Source organism: Stenotrophomonas sp. GW821-FHT02D01 (genome assembly GCF_059421765.1).
Genome location: NZ_JBWKVP010000013.1, coordinates 78244 through 96809, shown reverse-complemented (window position 1 = coordinate 96809; position 18566 = coordinate 78244). Strand labels below are relative to the sequence as shown.

The 18566-nt window shown below is 68.2% G+C and carries 18 protein-coding genes and 1 riboswitch; of the genes, 7 read left to right on the top strand and 11 right to left on the bottom strand.

What is annotated here, in order from left to right:
• Positions 1–169: 169 nt before the first annotated feature.
• Positions 170–1081, bottom strand: coding sequence for an MBL fold metallo-hydrolase (locus AC07UW_RS18885; protein ID WP_495212652.1), 912 nt, complete (start codon positions 1079–1081; stop codon positions 170–172).
• A gap of 173 nt (positions 1082–1254) precedes the next feature.
• Entirely contained in the window at positions 1255–1893 is a 639-nt protein-coding gene (locus tag AC07UW_RS18880) for an NAD(P)-dependent oxidoreductase (RefSeq protein ID WP_223494132.1), read from the bottom strand.
• A gap of 106 nt (positions 1894–1999) precedes the next feature.
• On the opposite strand from AC07UW_RS18880, the gene AC07UW_RS18875 reads away from it, so the two are divergent.
• The 3 genes from AC07UW_RS18875 to gph are packed head-to-tail and all read left to right on the top strand — an operon-like array spanning position 2000 to position 4424.
• Positions 2000–2929 (top strand): LysR family transcriptional regulator, encoded by a 930-nt coding sequence (locus tag AC07UW_RS18875; RefSeq protein WP_495212651.1) that lies wholly within the window; start codon positions 2000–2002, stop codon positions 2927–2929.
• Positions 2926–3717: a class I SAM-dependent methyltransferase gene (locus tag AC07UW_RS18870; RefSeq protein ID WP_223494134.1), complete on the top strand. Its 792-nt coding sequence runs from the start codon at positions 2926–2928 to the stop codon at positions 3715–3717. The genes AC07UW_RS18875 and AC07UW_RS18870 overlap by 4 nt, the downstream gene beginning before the upstream one ends.
• 50 nt (positions 3718–3767) lie before the next feature.
• On the top strand, positions 3768–4424 hold the full coding sequence (gene gph, locus AC07UW_RS18865; RefSeq protein WP_312111300.1) for a phosphoglycolate phosphatase: 657 nt from the start codon (positions 3768–3770) through the stop codon (positions 4422–4424).
• Between the two features lie 98 nt (positions 4425–4522).
• On the opposite strand, the gene btuB is transcribed toward gph, so the two are convergent.
• Entirely contained in the window at positions 4523–6364 is a 1842-nt protein-coding gene (btuB, locus tag AC07UW_RS18860) for a TonB-dependent vitamin B12 receptor (protein WP_495212650.1), read from the bottom strand.
• A gap of 117 nt (positions 6365–6481) precedes the next feature.
• Positions 6482–6702, bottom strand: a riboswitch (cobalamin riboswitch).
• Between the two features lie 176 nt (positions 6703–6878).
• On the opposite strand from btuB, the gene AC07UW_RS18855 reads away from it, so the two are divergent.
• On the top strand, positions 6879–7457 hold the full coding sequence (locus AC07UW_RS18855) for a histidine phosphatase family protein (protein WP_117309440.1): 579 nt from the start codon (positions 6879–6881) through the stop codon (positions 7455–7457).
• Positions 7458–7547: 90 nt separating this feature from the next.
• Here AC07UW_RS18855 and AC07UW_RS18850 read toward each other — a convergent pair whose 3' ends face one another.
• Both AC07UW_RS18850 and AC07UW_RS18845 read right to left on the bottom strand, forming a co-directional pair.
• The gene (locus tag AC07UW_RS18850; protein ID WP_478034666.1) at positions 7548–7910 is read right to left on the bottom strand and encodes a TfoX/Sxy family protein; all 363 of its coding nucleotides are present in this window, start codon (positions 7908–7910) and stop codon (positions 7548–7550) included.
• Positions 7907–8389 carry a GAF domain-containing protein gene (locus AC07UW_RS18845; protein WP_313251187.1) on the bottom strand — a complete coding sequence of 161 codons (483 nt, stop codon included), beginning with the start codon at positions 8387–8389 and terminating at the stop codon, positions 7907–7909. The genes AC07UW_RS18850 and AC07UW_RS18845 overlap by 4 nt, the downstream gene beginning before the upstream one ends.
• A gap of 67 nt (positions 8390–8456) precedes the next feature.
• Here AC07UW_RS18845 and bioD point away from each other — a divergent pair, with 67 nt between their 5' ends.
• The gene (bioD, locus tag AC07UW_RS18840) at positions 8457–9149 is read left to right on the top strand and encodes a dethiobiotin synthase (RefSeq protein ID WP_495212649.1); all 693 of its coding nucleotides are present in this window, start codon (positions 8457–8459) and stop codon (positions 9147–9149) included.
• Between the two features lie 64 nt (positions 9150–9213).
• On the opposite strand, the gene AC07UW_RS18835 is transcribed toward bioD, so the two are convergent.
• The 4 genes from AC07UW_RS18835 to msrB all read right to left on the bottom strand — a co-directional run bounded on the left by AC07UW_RS18835 (position 9214) and on the right by msrB (position 13972).
• Positions 9214–10638 carry an aminotransferase-like domain-containing protein gene (locus AC07UW_RS18835; protein ID WP_425507082.1) on the bottom strand — a complete coding sequence of 475 codons (1425 nt, stop codon included), beginning with the start codon at positions 10636–10638 and terminating at the stop codon, positions 9214–9216.
• A gap of 240 nt (positions 10639–10878) precedes the next feature.
• On the bottom strand, positions 10879–11616 hold the full coding sequence (msrA, locus tag AC07UW_RS18830; protein WP_088101640.1) for a peptide-methionine (S)-S-oxide reductase MsrA: 738 nt from the start codon (positions 11614–11616) through the stop codon (positions 10879–10881).
• A 14-nt stretch (positions 11617–11630) separates the two neighbouring features.
• Entirely contained in the window at positions 11631–13394 is a 1764-nt protein-coding gene (locus tag AC07UW_RS18825) for a cytochrome c biogenesis protein DipZ (RefSeq protein WP_495212648.1), read from the bottom strand.
• Positions 13395–13396: 2 nt separating this feature from the next.
• Positions 13397–13972, bottom strand: a complete 576-nt coding sequence (gene msrB / locus AC07UW_RS18820) for a peptide-methionine (R)-S-oxide reductase MsrB (RefSeq protein WP_099782705.1) — start codon at positions 13970–13972, stop codon at positions 13397–13399.
• 144 nt (positions 13973–14116) lie between these two features.
• Here msrB and AC07UW_RS18815 point away from each other — a divergent pair, with 144 nt between their 5' ends.
• A complete protein-coding gene (locus AC07UW_RS18815) occupies positions 14117–14836 on the top strand; it encodes a response regulator transcription factor (RefSeq protein WP_032976390.1) in 720 nt (239 codons plus the stop codon).
• On the top strand, positions 14833–16305 hold the full coding sequence (locus AC07UW_RS18810) for a sensor histidine kinase (protein WP_495212647.1): 1473 nt from the start codon (positions 14833–14835) through the stop codon (positions 16303–16305). Before AC07UW_RS18815 ends, AC07UW_RS18810 begins: the two co-directional genes overlap by 4 nt.
• Here AC07UW_RS18810 and AC07UW_RS18805 read toward each other — a convergent pair.
• Together AC07UW_RS18805 and AC07UW_RS18800 are read right to left on the bottom strand one after the other, a co-directional pair.
• Entirely contained in the window at positions 16302–17645 is a 1344-nt protein-coding gene (locus AC07UW_RS18805) for an ATP-binding protein (RefSeq protein WP_248151632.1), read from the bottom strand. The two genes, AC07UW_RS18810 and AC07UW_RS18805, sit on opposite strands and share 4 nt — an antisense overlap.
• Complete coding sequence (locus AC07UW_RS18800) at positions 17642–18331, bottom strand: winged helix-turn-helix domain-containing protein (RefSeq protein ID WP_025878439.1); 690 nt, start codon at positions 18329–18331, stop codon at positions 17642–17644. The genes AC07UW_RS18805 and AC07UW_RS18800 overlap by 4 nt, the downstream gene beginning before the upstream one ends.
• Positions 18332–18566: the final 235 nt, after the last annotated feature.

The following is an 18566-nucleotide window of genomic DNA, read 5'->3' as shown; positions in this document are numbered from 1 at the left end:
GCGGGGGCGTGAGCCGCATGGATGCGGCGACCGAGCTTACATGGACGTACTTGCAGCGTCCCCCGCAACCGGACCCATCCCGCCATCCCCCGGAATGCCCGCTTTTGCTGTTGCCGTTGCCGTCGATTCGTCGGGTGCAGGGCACAGCCCTGCAAAAGAACCCCCTACCTTACGGCCACTGCATCTCGCCCTTGGCCACCTTCGCACTCAACTCCAGCGACGCCACGCCCGCCGACTGCGGATAGCGCGCCTGCATCGCCTTCACCAACGTAGCGCTGTCCTTGGCCTTGGCGGTTTCAACATCGAAGGCACGGATGTAATCCGCGGTGAAGCGCAACGCACTGGCATCCAGTGCCGCCCCCTCCGCGTAATGACCGGGCACCACCACCTTCGGCTTCAGCGCCTGCAGCTGCTGCAGCGTGCGCAGCCAATCGGCATGCGACTGCGGCGTCTGCGTATCGGCCATCCACACATGCTCGCCGGCCACCACCGGAATGCCACCGACGATCGCGCGCAGCGACGGCACCCACAGCACGCTGCGGTCCGGCGTCGGGCCATCCAGACCGATCAACGGCAGGCGCTGGCCTTCCAACTGCAGTGCATCGCCTTCCAGTACTGCGGGCACCACGATGCGTGCGGGAGCGTCGGCACCCATCTTCGGCCCCCAGTACGCCAGCTTGCCGGCCTGGGATTCACGGATGTGCGCCACGGTCTGCGCGGTGGCGACGATGCGCGCCTGCGGGAACGCATCCTGCACGGTGGCCAGGCCGAAGTAATAGTCCGGATCGCCATGGCTGATGTAGATGGTGGTCAGCCGCTTGCCGCTGGCGCGGATCTGCTCGACCAGCCGGCGTGCATCGCCGGCAGCAAACTGCGCGTTGACCAGGATCGCGTCGTTGCGCCCTTCGATCAGCACCGAGGACACCGAGAACATTGCCTGCGGGCCGGGATGGAAGGTCTGCAGGCGCAGCTGGGATTTGGCAGCGCTGGCGGGTGCAGGCGCGGCCGGTGCGGCCAGCAGCGGGGCGCTGGTGAAGCTGGCAGCCAGCGCGAGAGGAAGCAGCAGGGCAGCAGTACGCATGGGAGGTGTCCTTGGGGTGTCGAGCCGAGCGTTGGCTATGCCGGGCGTCCTTGCCCGGCCCCCTACGGGCCGTCGCAAGCGACGTTGGCAACGGCTCCTGCCGTTGCCTTCGGCTTTACAGGTGGGTAGCGCCGGGCCATGCCCGGCGGGCGATCAGGCCGGCGAGTGCGTGATCAGTACGCCGCCGTGATGATCTGCTTCGGGTACTTGCGCGCTTCCAGTTCGGCGACGAACGCGGCGCCGTAGTCGGCGTAGCTGATGCGGCTGTGGCCGTTGGCATCGGCGAGGAACGCCTTGGGCTGCACGCGGTACTGCCCACGCTCTTCACCCGGGCCGATTTCGGCCGCCGGCGAGAAGAAGGTCCAGTCCAGGTCATCCACCGCCTGCAGGCGGTTGAACGCTTCACGGTGGGCAAGCGCGTAGGGCTTGTAGGCCTCCGGGAAGGTGGGGGTGTCGACCAGTTGCACGCCGGGGGCGACTTCCAGGCTGCCGGCGCCGCCGACCACGACCAGGCGCGGCACGTTGGCCTTGCGGGCGGCGCTGGCCAGTTGTGCGGCAACCTCGCCGACGCGACCGATGTCGTCGCCCGGGCGCGGGCCGTAGGCGCTGGCCAGCACATCGTGGCCGGTGATGGCGGCGACCAGGGCGTCCTGGTCATCCAGCGAGGCGATGACCGGATGGGCGCCGGCCAGCTCGGCCGGCAGGTCCTGCGCGCTGCGCACGATGACGGTCAGTTGATGGCCGTTGGCCAGCGCGTGGCGGGCGATCTGGCGGCCGATGTTGCCGGTGGCACCGACGAGGGCGATCTTCATGGCAGGACTCCGTGGGGGTGGTGGCTGGGAATGGGGCCACTGTAGGCCGCTGCAGTCGCTCGAAAAACAGCGTATAACGCGCTTGTTTGTTGCATGGATCGAGCAGATGGACCGATTGACCGCCATGACCGTGTTCGTCGAAGTTGCCGAGCGCGGCAGCCTGACCGCCGCCGCCGAGGTGCTGGACATGTCGCGGGCGATGGTCAGCCGCTACCTGGCCGAGGTGGAGGGCTGGCTGGGCGCGCGGCTGCTGCACCGGACCACGCGGCGGGTGAGCCTGACCGGGGCCGGTGAAGCCGCGCTGGCGCGTTTCCGGCAGATGCTGGTGATAGGCGAGGAACTGCAGGGCGAGCTGGCCAGCGACGATCCCGAGCCGCACGGCACGCTGCGCATCACCGCCAGCGTGTCGTTCGGGCAGAGCCATCTGGCGCGTGCGGTGGCCGCCTTCGTGCAGCGCCATCCGGCCGCACGCATCGAACTGCTGCTGGTCGACCGCATGGTCAACCTGGTGGAGGAGCGCGTCGACCTGGCGGTGCGCATCGCGCGGCAGATCGACCCCAGCCTGATCGCACGTCGCTTGGCGATCTGCCGTTCGGTGCTGTGCGCGACGCCGGCCTACCTGCAGGCGCGTGGCACGCCGACCGCACCCGAACATCTCGCCGCGCACAACTGCCTGACCCATCACTACGTCGGCAAAAGCCTGTGGCAGCTGCATCGCGAAGGACGCTCGTTGTCGGTGGCGGTGGGCGGCAACATCAGTGCCAATGAAGCATCGCTGTTGCTGGAGGCGGTGCGCGCCAATGCCGGCATCGCCATGTTGCCGACCTACCAGGTCGCACCGTTGCTGCGCAGTGGCGAACTGATCGAACTGCTGCCCGAGTACAGCCTGGACGAGCTGGGCATTCATGCCGTGTACGCCTCGCGCCGGCAACAGCCCGTTATCATGCGGCGATTCCTGGATTTCCTCGCCGAGTGCTTCGCCAGCCCGGCCTTCCAGGATCTGGACTGGCGCCCTTCGGGCAAGGAGAACACATGAACCATGGACAGGCGTTGATCGACCACAACCGTGCTGCCTGGGACCGCCAGGCCAGCGAGGTGCGCGAGTGGTCGCGACCGGTGGATGCCGAAACGATTGCCGCCGCACGCGAAGGACGCTGGCAGGTACACCTGACGCCGCGTGCGTTGCCGCTGGATTGGCTGGGCGATGTGCGTGGCAGGCGCATCCTGTGCCTGGCTTCGGCCGGTGGCCAACAGGCACCCGTGCTTGCCGCGGCGGGCGCTGAGGTGACCGTGTTCGATCTTTCCGACGGGCAGCTGGCGCAGGACCGCGCCGTCGCCGACCGCGACGGTCTGTCGCTGCGCACCGTGCAGGGTGACATGCGTGATCTGCAGGCCTTTGCCAACGACAGCTTCGACGTGGTGTTCCATCCCATCTCGAACCTGTACGTGCCCGACGTGCGTCCGGTGTGGGCCGAGTGCCGCCGGGTGCTGGCACGCGATGGCCTGCTGATGGCCAGCTTCTACAATCCGGTGGTGTTCGTTGCCGCGCGTGATGCACAGCTGAGCGAGCAGGGCCTGATCCGCCCGCAGTACGCGATTCCCTATTCCGACCTGGAAGACCTGGAGCCCGCCGCGCGCGAGGCCAAGCTGACCCGTGGCGAAGCGCTGACATTCGGCCACAGCCTGGGGGATCTGATCGCCGGGCAGCTGGATGCCGGGTTCGTCATCGACCGCTTCATGGAAGACTGGCAGCCGCAGCCGCGCTTCCTGATCGACCGTTACCTGCCGACCTTCCTGGCCACCCGCGCACGCCGGATCGGCTGAAGACGCGGGCGTACAATGGACGGCCCCACGTTGCACGAGTGAGCCGTCCCTTGTCGTATCCCTATCCGCTGGTCGTGTTCGACCTCGATGGCACGCTGGTCGACAGCGCCGCCGATATCGCCGAAGCACTGAACCGCACGCTGGAAGACATCGGCCTGGCGCGCGTACCCGAAGCCACCGTGCTGGGCTGGATCGGCGACGGCGTGCGCCGGCTGGTCGAACAGGCCGTGCAGGCCGCCGGGCGTCAGATCGATCTGGCAGCGGTGATGCCGACCTTCATGGTCCATTACCGCGAATGCCTGCTGCGCAGCCCCCAGCTGTTCGCTGGCGTAGTGGACGCGCTGGCGCAGTTGCGTGCGTTGAAGGTGCCGCTGGCCATCTGCACCAACAAGCCGGCCGCGCTGGTGCCGCCGTTGCTGCAGCACCTGGGTATCGCCGATGCCTTTGCGCTGGTGCTGGGTGGTGATTCGCTGCCGCAGCGCAAGCCCAGTGGTGAGCCGTTGCGGCATATCGCCGCGCACTTCGAAGTGCCCGTCGATGCGTGCCTGATGGTTGGCGATTCGCTCACCGACTATCGTGCTGCCGAGGACGCCGGCATGCCGATCGCGCTGGTGCGCTACGGCTATCCGCGAGGACTGGACCTGGAAAACGCGCACGCGGTAGCGGTGATTGACGACCTGCGTGAGCTGCCGGGGCTGCAGGGCTGACGCAACGGTAGTGCCGGCCGTTGGCCGGCACCCCGTGACGCGCTGCCGAAGGTCATGATGTTGCCGGCCAGCGGCCGGCACCACCGTGACCGTTGCGGTCACTTCGGCTGGTAACGCACGCTCAGCTGATACTCGCGGCCTGGCTGGTTGAACCACGCCACGGTTTCGTACTCGCGGTCGAACACATTGGCCACCCGCGCCAGCACCGACCATGCCGGGGTCAGCGCGTATTCGGCGCGCAGATCCAGCGTGCCGTAGCCGCCGACCTTCACCGCGTTGGCGGCATCGTCGTAGCGCTTGCCCGCGCCCTGCACGGTCAGGCCGGTGCGGAAATCACCGAAACGGCGGTCGATGTCCAGGCGCGCGGTCTGCTGCGCACGGCGTGCCAGCCAGTTGTCGAACTGCGCGCTGCCGTTGGTGCGGTTGCGCGGGTCGGTGAAGCTCAGCTGCGCGTTGATGTCGAAGCCGGCCACGGTGGCGCCGCCGGTCAGTTCGGCACCGCGGATGCGTGCCTTTTCGACCTGCTGCATGCGGAAGGTGGCCGCGTCGTAGGTGATCAGGTCATCGATGCGGGTTTCGTACACGTCCAGGCCCCAGCGCCAGCCCTGGCCCTGCTGCGAGATACCGAGGTTGGCACTCTTGGACTTCTCCGGGTCCAGCGTCGGCACGCCGCTCCACGGGTCATACAGGTCGCTGAAGGTCGGTGCCTTGAACGCGGTGCCATAGCTGGCGTTGACGCGCAGGCCGTGGCCCAGCTCCATCGCCCAGCCGAGGCTGCCGGTGGCGTGGTTGCCGAACTGCTGGTTGTCATCATTGCGTGCGCTGGCCTGCAGCTGGTGACGGCCGAAGCGCGCCTGGTACTGCAGGAATACGCCGGTGTTGCGGCGGCTGTCGACCAGGTAACCGGCGCTGCTGCCATCCAGGTTGTCCTCGCTCCAGTCCACGCCGGCGCTGAGCAGCTGGCCTTCGGCAATACCGATGTCGGCCTGCAGCGAAGCGCTGTCGCGGTGCGTCTGTGCGCTGCCGCGTGCACCGAAATCACCGAAGTTGTCGGACTCGTTGTCGCTGCGGCCGACGTTGGCGGTCAGCGTCAACTGCTCGGACGGGGTGTAGCGCACCTTGCCGGCCAGCACCTGCTGGCGGGTATCGGAGTAGTTGTAGTAGCCGTCGTAGTGGTTCTTGCCGTCGGCACGCAGGGCGCTGCCTTCCACGGTCCACTGGTCGCTCAGGTTGTAACCACCGCGCAGGCTCTTGGACAGGTTGCGGTAGCCATCGCGGTCGGGTTCATCGGCAAAGCAGCCGGTGAACAGCGTAGCCGAACCGCGGCAGGCATCGATGCCATCCGAATGCTGGTAGGCGATGTCGGCGCCGAACCAGCCGCGTTCGGTGCCGCCACCGATGCCGCCGCTGGCTTCACGCAGGCCATTGCTGCCGCCGCCCAGCTGGAAGTGCGGAGCGAAATCGCCTTGGTTGCGGCGGGTGAAAATCTGGATCACACCGCCGATGGCGTCGGCACCGTACAGGCTGGACTGCGGGCCGCGCACGATTTCCACGCGCTCGATCTGTGCCAGCGGCAGATCCTGGTACATCGCCAGGCCAAGGTCGGCGCTGTTGATGCGCACGCCATCGACCAGCACCACGGTGTGCGAGGAATTGGTGCCACGCAGGAACAGCGAGCTCTGCTTGCCCAGGCCACCGGCGTTGGTCAGGTTGATGCCGGCGCGGCCCTGCAGCAGTTCCTGCAGGGAGGTGGCCTGGCTGGATTCGATCTGCGCGCGGTCGATCACCTGCGCAGGCGCAATGCTGTCCTGCAGGGCGATCGGAGTACGGGTAGCGGTGACCAGCACCTGGTCGAGGTCGGCGGCGCCATCTTCGGCCAGGGCCAATGCAGGAAGCGCGGCCAGCACGGCCAGGGACAGCATTCGGGACTGCAGTTTCATCGGGGGACTCCAGGTGCCGCGCACGCCCGCGCAGCGAAGGGGAGGAGTCACGACAGGCAGGCACGCGCCGATGCCGCGGCCATCGCCGCGGACAACCAGCGCCATGCCCACCGCATCGCGACCTGAGGCTTCCGGGCCGGTCTCCGGGCTCGCCGCCGGGTGGCCCGAGGCCACCGTCCAGGCGCCTTCCCATGCCTGCGGCACAGTGGCGGGTTGCCTGGAACTGACGTGCTTACCGTTGCGGGGGCAGCGCCGGCATGGCGTGTTGTCACGCGTCACCGGCTTCCCGTTTCAACCTGCCGGCAGGGCCGCAGGTCACCTGGAAGTGCGCGCAGTCTACGGCATCGCGGCCGGCCCGTAGCGTCGAACCTGCACGACTGAGCAGGCGCGGATGCACCTGCACGGTGCAGCAGACCTGCGCCAGCGCCTAGAATGCAGTTCGAATTATCGTGGTGCCGTTGCCGATGTCCGTCTGTTTTCCGCTGTTCCCGCGCCGCCCTGACTGGGCACGCGCATGATCCTCGACCTGGTCCGCCATGCCGGCAACGGTCGTGATGAGTTCCTCGATGGCCGCAGCGATCCGCCGCAGCTGGCCCGCCTGCCGCAGGAGCTGGTCGATGCCTATGCCGGACAATCGTGGGAACGGGTGATCAGTTCGCCGCGCCTGCGCTCGTTGCATACGGCGATGGCATTGGCCACACCGCGCGCGCTGGACGTGGAGGCGGACGAGGAGTGGGAAGAGCTGGATTTCGGCGACTGGGACGGCCAATCGTTGTTCGACCTGCCGGAAGAGGCGTTGGCCGCGTTCCACGCAGATCCGCACGCATTCCCGCCGCCGCATGGCGAGAGCTGGGGCCACTTCGAACGGCGCATCGCACGCGCGCTGGATCGACTGCTGGATGACGACGACCCTCCGCCGACGGTCGTGGTCAGCCACGGCGGCCCGCTGCGCATGGTGCTGTCGCAGGTGTGTGGTCTGCCGATGTCGCTGTGCTGGGCGCTGCGCATCGACCACGGCACGCGCCTGCGCGTGTGGGTCGAGCGCGGTGAAGCGGGGCTGGTGGGCGAGCTGCTGGAGCTGCAGCAGCCCTGATCGGACGGTAGTGCCGGCCGCTGGCCGGCAACTGCACGATCTTCGCAACGTTCCTGAGCTTGCCGGCCAGCGGCCGGCACTACCAAACAGTCAATCCTCGCCGGCGCTTTCGGCCGTGCTTTCTTCGCCATCATCCTCGGCGTCGAAGCGCTGCTCATGCACCGGGCCCGATGCTGGGCCTGCCGCCTTCAACGGATGCACTGCGATACGTGCTTCGTAGTCCTGCACCAGCGCTGTGCGCTGCGGTTCGCTCAGTTCCTGCCAGTGGCAGTCCAGCAGCGCACCTTCCAGCGAATACAGCAGGTTGAGGCTGGGCTTGAAGCCGGCACGCTTGACCTTGACGAAGGCACCGACTGCACCGATCGCGACCAGGTCCTCGCGGCTGCGCAGGCCTACCTGGCGCAGCCATGCCGCACTCTTCGGGCCGATGTTGCGCAGCTTGACCGCGCTCACGCCAACGCCCCGACGAACACCTCGGCGATGGCTTCCAGGCCGGCCTGGTCCTCGGCATCGAAGCGGCCGACGACCGGGCTGTCGATATCGAACACGCCGATCAGCTCCTCACCGCGGAGCAACGGCACCACCAGTTCCGAGCGCGATGCGGCATCGCAGGCGATATGGCCGGGGAAGGCGTCCACGTCTTCGATCCGCTGGGTGACGCGCTGGCTGGCGGCCGCACCGCACACGCCCTTGTCCAGCGGAATGCGCACGCAGGCCGGCAGGCCCTGGAACGGACCGACCACAAGTTCCTTGCCGTCGTACAGGTAGAAGCCCACCCAGTTCAGGTCGGGCAGGGCGTGGTAGACCAGTGCAGCGAGGTTGGCCGCATTGGCGATGCGGTCGGACTCGCCGTAGACCAGGCCACGGGCCTGTTCCAGCAGCTGGGCGTATTGTTCCGGCTTGCTGCCGGTGAGCGAGGCGTTGGCGAACATGGCCGCAGTCTAGCAAGCGTGCCGGGCCAGCGATAATGGGGGCTCTGTTGCCCTGCTGGAGCCTGTGATGTCCCTCCCTGCCACGTTGCCGACGGCCCTGTTCGTCACCGGTACCGATACCGAGATCGGCAAGACCGCCACCAGTACCGCGCTGCTGCACGCGCTGCGCCGGCGCGGCCTGCGCGCGGTGGGCATGAAGCCGGTGGCCAGCGGCAGCCATGACGCGGGGCAGGGGCTGCGCAACGACGACGCGCTGGCATTGCAGGCCGCCAGCCTGCCGGTGCCTGACTACGCCGATCTGAACCCCTACGCATTGCGCCAGCCGTTGGCGCCCGAACTGGCGGCCGCAGAAGATGGCGTTCGCATCGAACTGGCCCCGATCGTGGCGGCCTTCGAACGCCTGCGCGCACAGGCCGACGTGGTGGTGGTCGAAGGCGTGGGCGGCTGGCTGGCGCCGTTGTCGGCGCAGCTGGACCAGCTTGACCTGGTACGTGCGCTGCGGCTGCCGGTGGTGCTGGTGGTCGGCATGCGCCTGGGCTGCGTCAACCACGCGCGGTTGACCGCACACTCGCTGCAGGCCAGTGGCGTGGAGTGCCTGGGCTGGATCGGCAACCACATCGATCCTTCGATGCAGCGCCAGGATGAGAATTTCGCGACCTTGCAGCAGCGCCTGCCGATGCCCTGCTGGGGCCGGATGCCGTATCTGCCGGGCGCCGATGGTGAAGCGTTGAGCGCGCACCTGCACGACGACCACGGGTAGTGCCGGCCGCTGGCCGGCAACTGCACGCACTCACTACCTCGAGGTCGCCGGCCGCTGGCCGGCACTACCGTGTTGCCGCCACCAGCTCCCGTGCGATCGCACCCAACCGTTCCACCGCAGCGATGAAGCGCGCGTCCAGGGTCTGGCAGCACGACAACCGCAGGCAATGCCGGTAGCGCGCGCCACGCGAATAGACCTGGCCCGGCATGAACACGATGTCCTCTGCCAGCGCGCGCTCGAACAGCTCCCGGGTGTCCACGCCAGGCAACTCCAGCCACAGCAGGAACCCTCCCTGCGGCTCGGTGGCGCAGGTGCCGGCCGGGAAATGTTCGGCCACCAGCTGCCGCAGGCGACCGACCTGTTCGCGGTACAACCGGCGCATGCGATGCAGGTGGTGCTCGTAGCTGCCGGCTTCCAGGTAGGCCGCCACCGCATCACCGAGCAGCTGCGGTTCGCCGCCAGTGGACTGGAATTTGAGCAGCGCGATGCGTTCGGCGAAGCGGCCGCCATCGAGCCAGCCGATGCGGTAGTCCGGTGCCAGTGTCTTCGAAAAGCCACCGACCACCATCACCCAACCGTTGCGGTCGAACGCTTTCAGCAAGGGCGCCGGTGGCTCGCTGAACTGCAGTTCCGCATACACCGCGTCTTCGATCAGCGGCAACTCGCGTGCATTGACCAGTTCGGCCAAGCGCTGCTTGTCGGCGATCGGCATCGTGCAGCCCAGCGGGTTGTGCACGGTCGGCATCACCACCAGCGCCGCAAGAGGCGTGTGCTGCAGCAGCGCTTCCAGCGCATCCACGTCCAGGCCGCGCTGCGGATGGGTGGGCAGTTCGATCGGCTGCAGGCCCAGCGTGGTCAGCAGGGGATACAGGTTGAAGTACGAGGGTGCTTCGATGCCGACCGCATCGCCGGGCTGGGTGACCGCGCGCAGCGCCAGTTGCAGTGCTTCCATCGCACCATGGGTCAGCAGCAGGCGTTCGGGGTGGGTATGCAGGCCCATCCGCGGGCCACGCCGCACGATCTGCGCCAGCAAGCGTGGCGAACCATTGGGGCGGGCGTAGGTTTCCACGGTCTGCTGGCCATGGCGCAGTACCTGCGCGGTGTGCCGGGCCAGCTGCGCACCCGGGTAGAACTGGCGCCCACGCGGGCCGGCAAAGGCGAGGTCGATCACGCCGGGGCGCCGCTGCGCTTCCAGTACCCGCGCCATCAGCACCTGCTGCAGCGGGGCGGTGGGCGCGGACGGCGCATCACGCAGCGAGCGCTGCGGAACCGACAGTCGGGGCGCCACTTCGAAGCCCGCCTTCGGCCGCGGAATGACCAGACCGGCGTCTTCCAGCTGACGGTAGGCCGCGATCACGGTATTCAGGCTGAGCTGGCGCTGCGATGCCATCTGCCGCAGCGACGGCAACCGGCTGCCGACCGGCAGGCGCCCGCCGTGGATGGCTTCAGCCAGCTCGTCCGACAGCCGCTGGTAGCGGGGAGGATTCATCGTGGTGGTGTCTTCTGTATCCATCGACCCGGCCTGCATCTGGCTCTGTACCCATGATGCTGACGAGCCTAGCATGTCGTTGTCGGCCGGGCCTGATCGGGGCCGGGTCGATACTTCCCAAGCGCACGGCCCTGTGGCCGTGCGTCTTTTTTCATGCCTTGGTGGTGCCGGCCGCTGGCCGGAAATCCCTGGCTGAGGACGGGGGCGGTTGCCGGCCAGCGGCCGGCACTACCCGGGGTGTCACCGCATCGGCACCAACGCGGGATCGCGGCGGTACAACGCCGGGAACTGCTTGCCCAGCGCGGTCAGCTTGGGTGCGTCGTAGTAGCGGATGTACGCGGCCTGCGGGTAGTTGCTCATGTAGTTCTGGTGGTAACTCTCAGCCGGGTAGAAGCGCTGGCCGCTGCTCACCTGGGTCACGATCGGCGCGCGGTAGCTCCCCGCCTGACCGAGCTGACCGATGTACGCACGGCTTGCTGCCTGCTGGCGCGCGTCTTCGACGTAGATCGCCGAGCGGTACTGGCTGCCGTGATCGGGCCCTTGGCGGTTGAGCTGGGTCGGGTCGTGCACCACCGAGAAGAACACCTGCATCAACTGTCCATAGCTGACCTGGCGCGGGTCGTAGTCCACCTTCACCGCTTCGGCGTGGCCGGTGCGGCCACCGCTGACGCGCTCATAGCGGGCATCGGCGGCACTGCCTCCGATGTAACCGGACACCGCGTTGCTCACCCCTTTGACGTGCTGGAACACGCCCTGCACGCCCCAGAAACAACCGCCGGCGAAGACCACGCTGGCGTGGCTGGCGTCATCGCGGAAGGCTGCATCACCGCTGGGCGCAGGCAGTGCCTGCAGCTGTGCCGTGGGCTCGGCCGGGGCGGCGATCGCGCTGTGGTCCACCAGCAGCACACCCGCGACCAGCGCGGTGGCGACCAGGCCGGCGACGCCGGCGGCAATGCCCTGTTCGAAGGAGAGTTTCATCGTGTGCTCCCGGTTCAACCGAAGGTGAAGGCGTAGGCCTGCACGCCTGCGTCGAGGAATTCGATCTCGAAACGATGCGGACCAATCGTGCCGCGCTGGCGGATCAGCTGGTACAGGCGGTGCTCGTTGACGGTGCCGGTGCCATCGGCGGCCACGTCGGCGCCGGCATCGGCCGCGGGCAATGGCTTGCCATCGAGCAGCACGCGGAAGCGCACCGGCTTGCCGTCCTCGCCCGGTGCCAGCACCAGATGCAGGTCGCGGGCGTGGAACTGGAACGCGATGCGGCCGCCGGCCTGCTGCAGTTGTGCAGCCTCATCGTTGACCCGCCACTGTCCGGACAGGCCCCACTGGTTCAGCGCCAGGATGGACGGCAGCGTGTAGCCGAATGCCGCGTCGGCGCGCTGCCCGCCCGGCGAGGCGAACTGCTCGGCACGTGCGTGGCCCAGGTAGGTTTCCGGCGAGCGCAGGTTGCCCATGTCGGCCTGCGTGGCCACGCCCTGCAGGTCAGCCGCGGCCGGATCAGCAGGCGGCGGCAGCTCGGTCTGCCCGGCTTCCACCAGCAGGCGGCGGATCACCTGTTCGGAGTGCGCGTAGTTGCCCTCGCCGAACTGATGCCCGCGGATGTTGCCCTGCGCATCGACGAAGTAGTGCGCCGGCCAGTAGCGGTTGTTGAACGCGCGCCAGATCGCATACTGGTTGTCGAGCGCGACCGGGTACTCGACCTTCAGCTGCTGCACGGCCTTCATCACGTTGCGCGGGTCGCGCTCGAACGCGAATTCCGGGGTGTGCACGCCGATCACCACCAGACCATGGTCGCGGTAGCGCTGCGCCCATTCGTGCACGAACGGCATCGCACGCAGGCAGTTGATGCAGGAATAGGTCCAGAAGTCGATCAGCACGACCTTGCCATGCAGCTGCTCGCGGCTCAGCGGCGGGCTGTTGAGCCACCCGGTGGCGCCGTCCAGCGTGGGCAGCGTTCCTTCCACCGGCAGCGGCGTGCCTGCCTGGCCGGCTGCCATCATCATCATCGGCGGTGCTGCCGGCTGCGCATCGGGCACGGCATCCAGCAGGCCCTGTTCGATGCGTGCGGTGCTGACCGCGGACAGGCGGGTCAGCAGGCCGGTGTCCCAACCCAGGCCGATCGCCACCACTGCCAGCAACGCTGCCACGCCGAGCATCCGGCGCACCACATTGCCCAGGCCGAGCCGGGCCTGCAGCGCGCGGAACACACGACCGCCCACCCACACCGCCAGCGCCAGCGCGGTGATTGCGCCCAGCGCGTAAGCCAGCAACAGCGAACTGGTGCCGACACTGGCGCCGTTCAGGGCGGCGCCGGTCAGCACCAGGCCGAGAATCGGGCCGGCGCAGGGCGCCCACAGCAGGCCGGTGGCGATGCCGATCAGCAGGGAGGTCCAGGCGCCGCCACGGCCGGCTGCATCCGCGGCGTCGGCACGCGCGCTCAGGCGCGCACCGATGCGCTGGAACGGCGCCAGCAGATGGTCGGCCAGGGTCGGCCACAGCAGCGCGATGGCGAACACGGCCATCAGCACCAGTGCCACCCAGCGGCCGATCTGGTTGGCCTGCGCCACCCACTGGCTGCCGACCGCCGCCAGGCTGGCAACCACGGTGAAGGTCAGTGCCATGCCCACCAGCAGCGGCAGGGTGCTGCGCACGAAAGGACGATCGGCGCGTGCGAACACGAACGGCAGCACCGGCAGGATGCAGGGGCTGAGGAGGGTCAGCACGCCGCCGAGATAGGCAAGCAGCAACAGCAGCATCATCAGGCTCCAGAAGCAGGGGAAGAACCGACCGGCACGCGCCAGTCGCCGGCGGCGTCCTGTTGCGCAGTCCCGGGCATGAACGCCATCGCGGCGCCGTTCATGCAGTAGCGCAGTCCGGTCGGCCGCGGGCCGTCGTTGAACACGTGGCCGAGGTGGCCGCCACAACGGCGGCAATGTGCTTCCACCCGCAACATGCCGAAGGTGGTGTCACGGTCCTCGCCGATGGCGTTGTGCAGCGGCGCCCAGAAGCTGGGCCAGCCGGTGTGGCTTTCGAACTTGGTGGACGAAGAGAACAGCGGCAACGCACAGCCGGCACAGGCGAACGTGCCCTGCCGATGTTCCTTGTTCAGCGGGCTGCTCCAGGGGCGCTCGGTGGCCTGCTGGCGCAGCACGGCGTACTGCGCCGGGCTCAGCAGCCGGCGCCACTCGGCATCGCTGCGGACCACCTCGAACTGTCGCGCAGGCCGTGCCTCGGCAGCGGCCGGGGCCGCGCGGCTGCACGCGCCCAGGCCCAGCAGGCCGGCGGCGGTGACAGCACCGCCCAGGCCCAGCAGATGGCGGCGGGTGAGGGACATGGTGGACTCCGGGAAGGGGCGACGGGGCCATGCTGCGCCCCCTCCAGTCAACGAATCCTCACGCAGGATTCAATTTTTCGTGAGGTATCCACGCCGCTCCCGCGCCACAATGCGGGCAGCCTCCCCACTGGCCCGAAGCTGCCGATGTCCGCCAAACGTGTCCTGATCGTTGAAGACGATGCCCACATCGCCGACCTGCTGCGCATGCACCTGGGTGATGAGGGCTATGAAGTCGCACACGCCGCCAGCGGCGATGCCGGCCTGCGCCTGATCGAACAGGAAGGTCCGTGGGATGCACTGGTACTGGACGTGATGCTGCCGGGCGTGGACGGCCTGCAGGTCTGCCAGCGCGCACGCGCGATGGCGCGCTACGTGCCGATCATCATCATCAGCGCACGCGGCAGCGAAACCCAGCGCATCGTCGGCCTGGAACTGGGCGCGGACGACTACCTGGCCAAGCCGTTCTCGATGCCGGAACTGGTGGCGCGCGTGCGTGCGCTGCTGCGCCGCGCCGAAGCCATGGCACAGAACGCGCGCATCGATGCCGGGGCGATCGAACTCGGGGGGCTGCGGCTGGACCCGGTCGCGCGTACTGCCGCCGTCGATGGCAATGCACTGGAACTGACCCCGCGTGAGTTCGAACTGCTGCTGTTCTTTGCCCGCCACCCGGACCAGGTGTTTGCGCGGATGGAACTGCTCAACCAGGTCTGGGGCTACCAGCACGACGGTTACGAGCACACGGTCAACACCCACATCAACCGCCTGCGCAGCAAGATCGAGACCGACCCGGGCAACCCGCGGCGTCTGCTGACCGTATGGGGGCGCGGCTACAAGCTGGTCGACCCGGCCGGGGCGGCCACATGATCAAGCCGAACCTGTGGCAGAAACTGGCGCTGGTGATGTCGGCGCTGATGCTGACGTGCTGCATGGCGCTGCTGGCCTGGCAGATGCGTACCAATACCCGGCATGAGCAGGAAGTGGTGCAGCGCCTGTCGCTTGGGTTGGCCGAGCACATCGCCCAGCGCAGCGAGCTGATGGACACCAGCGGCATGCGCGATGCGGCGGTGCGCGCATTGTTCGGCCAGCTGATGGCGGTCAACCCCAGTGTCGAGGTGTACCTGCTGGATGAGCAGGGTCGCATCCTCGGCCACGATGCGCCCAGCGGCCACCTGGTGCGCAGCCGGGTGGACGTGGCACCGCTGCGGCGCCTGCTGTCCGGTGCACCGCTGCCGATCCTCGGTGACGATCCCCGCAGTGCCGATGGCCGCAAGGTGTTCAGTGTCGCGCCGCTGGTGGTGCAGGGGCGGCAGGCGGGTTACGTATACGTGGTGCTGGTGGGCGAACACCGGCAGATGCTGGCCGACGATCTGGCCGCCGGCAGCCAATGGCACACCACGCTGTGGTCGGTGCTGCTGATCGGCGGGCTGGGCCTGCTTGCCGGCCTGGTGGCCTTCTACTGGGTGACCCGGCCACTGCGCCAGGTCACCCGGCGCATACAGGCCTTCGACATCGACGCACCGACGCCACTGCCAGCGCCGGTACCGCTGCGCGCGGGCGAGCGCGATGAACTGAAGATCCTCGAACATGCCCATTCGCAGATGGCGCAACGGCTGGGCGAGCAGTGGCAGCAGCTGCGGCAGCAGGATCTGCAGCGCCGCGAACTGGTGGCCAACATCTCGCACGACCTGCGCACGCCGTTGTCCTCGCTGCACGGTTACCTGGAAACGCTGGCGCTGAAAGAAGCCTCGCTGTCGCCGCAGGAGCGTCGCCGCTATCTCGGTATCGCGCTGGCGCAGAGCGCCAAGGTCGGCCGTCTGGCCCGGGCGTTGTTCGAACTGGCGCGGCTGGAACACGGTGAAGTGCGGCTGGAGTGGGAAGTGTTCGCGCTGCCGGAACTGCTGCAGGACGTACTGCAGAAGTTCGAGCTTGCCGCGCAGGCACGTGGGCAGCACCTCCACGCTGATTTCCCGCCGGGCCTGCCGCTGGTGCGCGCCGACCTGGGTCTTGTGGAGCGCGTGCTGACCAACCTGCTCGACAACGCGCTGCGACATGCGCCGGACGGTGGCCGCGTGCAGGTGCAGCTGTCCGCGCTACCCGACAGTGTGCAGGTGGCGGTACAGGACGATGGCCCTGGGGTGGCGCCAGCACTGCGTGGGCAACTGTTCCAGGCGCCGGCGGCACTGGGCGCGCGGCGTGGCGAAAACGGCGGGCTCGGCCTGCTGATCGTGCAGCGCATCGTGCAGTTGCATGGCCGCCGTATCGAACTGCGCGACAGCGAACAGGGCGCGCTGTTCGTGTTCGCCTTGCCGCGTGCCGATGCCGAGGCGAACTAGCCGTTGTCTGCCGGTGGCGGAACACCGCTTTCCATCGGCAGCAGCAGCCGGATGCAGGCACCGCCGAGAACCGAATCGGCCACTTCCACGTGGCCGCGATGCTTGTCCGCCACCACCTGCACCAGCGCCAGGCCCAGCCCGAAGCCCGGGCTGGCCAGGTCCAGCCGCACGTACGGCTGCAGCACCTGGCTGCGCAGTTCGACGGCGATGCCGGGGCCGTCGTCCTCCACCTGCAGGCACAGCCATCCCTCGTTGAGCGTGCTGACGATGCGGATCTGCCGGCGCGCATAGCGCAGCGCGTTGCCCAGCAGGTTGCGCAGCGCCAGTTCCAGCATGTGCCGGTTGACGTTGACCAGCCCTGCCGGTGACAGGTCCTGCTGCACCGGTATCGTCAGTGGTGCGAACTGCTCGACCACACCGCGTACCAGCGCGGCCAGTTGCAGGCGCTGGCGGGTGACCTGATGGCAGCGGCCGAGCGCGGCATACTCGACACCCGCATCGGTCAGGTGCTGCAACCGGTCGATGTCGATGCGCAGGCCGGACAGCGCATCGCGCTGGGCGTCGTCCAGTCCGGTGTCTTCCAGGTCGGCCAGGCCGAAGCGCATGCGTGCCAGCGGTGTGCGTACTTCGTGCGCCACCGCCTGGGCCAGCACCCGCTGGCTGTCCAGCAGCAGCTGCAGCTGCTCGGCCATGTGGTTGAACGCCTTGGCCAAAGGCCGCACCAGCGCGGTACCGGCGCGCGGCGCCCGGCTGTCGAGCTGGCCATCGCGCATCCGTCGTGCGGTCTGTGCCAGCTGCGAGACATCGCGCCACAGCCGATAGACCATCACGTACATCGGCAATGCCACCGCCACCATCAGGATCAGCAGGATGATGGCCACGCCGGAGGCTTCGCTGTCCTGCCAGCCTTCTTCGGGCAGGGCCTGGTCCAGCGGCCCCAGGATCAGCGCACTGCTGCTGTTGCCGACGCGCTGCAGGCTGCGCATGCTGTCCAGCTCGATCTGCACGTGTCCGTTGAGCAAGCCCTTGCGCTGTTTCGCCGGCAGTATCGCGGCAGCCTCGGTCAACGGCATCAGCTGCAGCGGATAGGCGAAATCGCTGTCCAACTGTTGCGCCAGGGCTGGCCACTGCGCCGGCGGCGTTTCGGCGAAGCGATGTTGCAGCATGGCGTGCGGGCCGCGCATTTCCGCCTGCAGGCTGGCCTCGGTGCGGTCTTCCAGCAGCGCATCCCAGGCCCAGAGCCCGAGCACGATCAGCAGCAGATGGGCGGTGAGGAAACCGATGCCGTAGCGCAGGAAGTGGAAGGCATGGCCACGCATGGCCGACGACGGATGCTTCATCCCCATGCTGATCGGCTGAACAGGTAACCACGGCCGCGCACGGTCTTGATCCGCTCGGGCTGCTCCGGGTTGTCGCCGAGCTTGCGCCGCAGGCGCGAGATGCGTGCGTCGATCGACCGATCCAGGCCATCGAAGGCGATGCCGCGCAGGCCACGCAGCAGCGCATCGCGGTCGAGGATCTGGCCCGCGTTGCCGGCCAGCAGGAACAACAGGTCGAACTCGGCGGTGGTCAGCTCCAGCAGGCGGCCCTGCAGGTGCACGTTGCGTGTGGACGGGTCGATGCTCAGTTCACCGAAACGCAGGGCGCCATCGCGTGGCTCGACCCGGCGGTGGCGGCGCAGGTGGGCGCGCAGCCGCGCCAGCAGCACCCGCGGTTCGATCGGCTTGCCGATGTAATCGTCGGCGCCCAGTTCCAGCCCCAACACCTGGTCGATGTTGTCGGTACGGGCGCTCAGCACGCAGATGATCCCGTCATAGTGGGGCCGGATCTGCCGACACACTTCGAAACCATCCTGGCCCGGCAGGCCGATGTCGAGCAGGACCAGCGCCGGCTTCTCGCTGAGGATCCGGGCGATCGCGCGCTGGCCGCAGCGTTCGTGGGCGACCTGGTAACCGTGGCGTTTCAGGTAGTCGCTGACCATCGTGCCCAGCCGAGCGTCGTCTTCAACCAGTACGATATCCAGCATCTACAAGGCCTCCGGGGTGCTTCCGTACCGCCGTGGCACGAGCGCGGCGATGCTATCCCAGCTGTCGGGCCGCTCGGGTCGAGGGAGCGGGCGCCATTCAGCCGGGGTTGCTGGCGCACGGGCCGGGCCTCAGGCCGGGCAACGACTTGGCTGCACGGTAGCAATCGCGTTGTTACAAAACGTTACGCAAGCCGCGCCTGCGGTGACGGTCGCTGACAGCGCTACGACTGACGTG

Coding starts and splice junctions, on each gene's coding strand:
- msrB (WP_099782705.1), bottom strand. CDS start 13,972: ATGTCCCTCACCCGCCGCCATCTGCTGGGCCTGGGCGGTGCTGTCACC.
- msrA (WP_088101640.1), bottom strand. CDS start 11,616: ATGAAACTCTCCTTCGAACAGGGCATTGCCGCCGGCGTCGCCGGCCTG.
- AC07UW_RS18805 (WP_248151632.1), bottom strand. CDS start 17,645: ATGAAGCATCCGTCGTCGGCCATGCGTGGCCATGCCTTCCACTTCCTG.
- bioD (WP_495212649.1), top strand. CDS start 8,457: ATGTCCCTCCCTGCCACGTTGCCGACGGCCCTGTTCGTCACCGGTACC.
- AC07UW_RS18800 (WP_025878439.1), bottom strand. CDS start 18,331: ATGCTGGATATCGTACTGGTTGAAGACGACGCTCGGCTGGGCACGATG.
- AC07UW_RS18875 (WP_495212651.1), top strand. CDS start 2,000: ATGGACCGATTGACCGCCATGACCGTGTTCGTCGAAGTTGCCGAGCGC.
- AC07UW_RS18825 (WP_495212648.1), bottom strand. CDS start 13,394: ATGCTGCTGTTGCTGCTTGCCTATCTCGGCGGCGTGCTGACCCTCCTC.
- AC07UW_RS18810 (WP_495212647.1), top strand. CDS start 14,833: ATGATCAAGCCGAACCTGTGGCAGAAACTGGCGCTGGTGATGTCGGCG.
- btuB (WP_495212650.1), bottom strand. CDS start 6,364: ATGAAACTGCAGTCCCGAATGCTGTCCCTGGCCGTGCTGGCCGCGCTT.
- AC07UW_RS18880 (WP_223494132.1), bottom strand. CDS start 1,893: ATGAAGATCGCCCTCGTCGGTGCCACCGGCAACATCGGCCGCCAGATC.
- AC07UW_RS18870 (WP_223494134.1), top strand. CDS start 2,926: ATGAACCATGGACAGGCGTTGATCGACCACAACCGTGCTGCCTGGGAC.
- AC07UW_RS18855 (WP_117309440.1), top strand. CDS start 6,879: ATGATCCTCGACCTGGTCCGCCATGCCGGCAACGGTCGTGATGAGTTC.
- AC07UW_RS18885 (WP_495212652.1), bottom strand. CDS start 1,081: ATGCGTACTGCTGCCCTGCTGCTTCCTCTCGCGCTGGCTGCCAGCTTC.
- AC07UW_RS18815 (WP_032976390.1), top strand. CDS start 14,117: ATGTCCGCCAAACGTGTCCTGATCGTTGAAGACGATGCCCACATCGCC.
- AC07UW_RS18845 (WP_313251187.1), bottom strand. CDS start 8,389: ATGTTCGCCAACGCCTCGCTCACCGGCAGCAAGCCGGAACAATACGCC.
- AC07UW_RS18835 (WP_425507082.1), bottom strand. CDS start 10,638: ATGAATCCTCCCCGCTACCAGCGGCTGTCGGACGAGCTGGCTGAAGCC.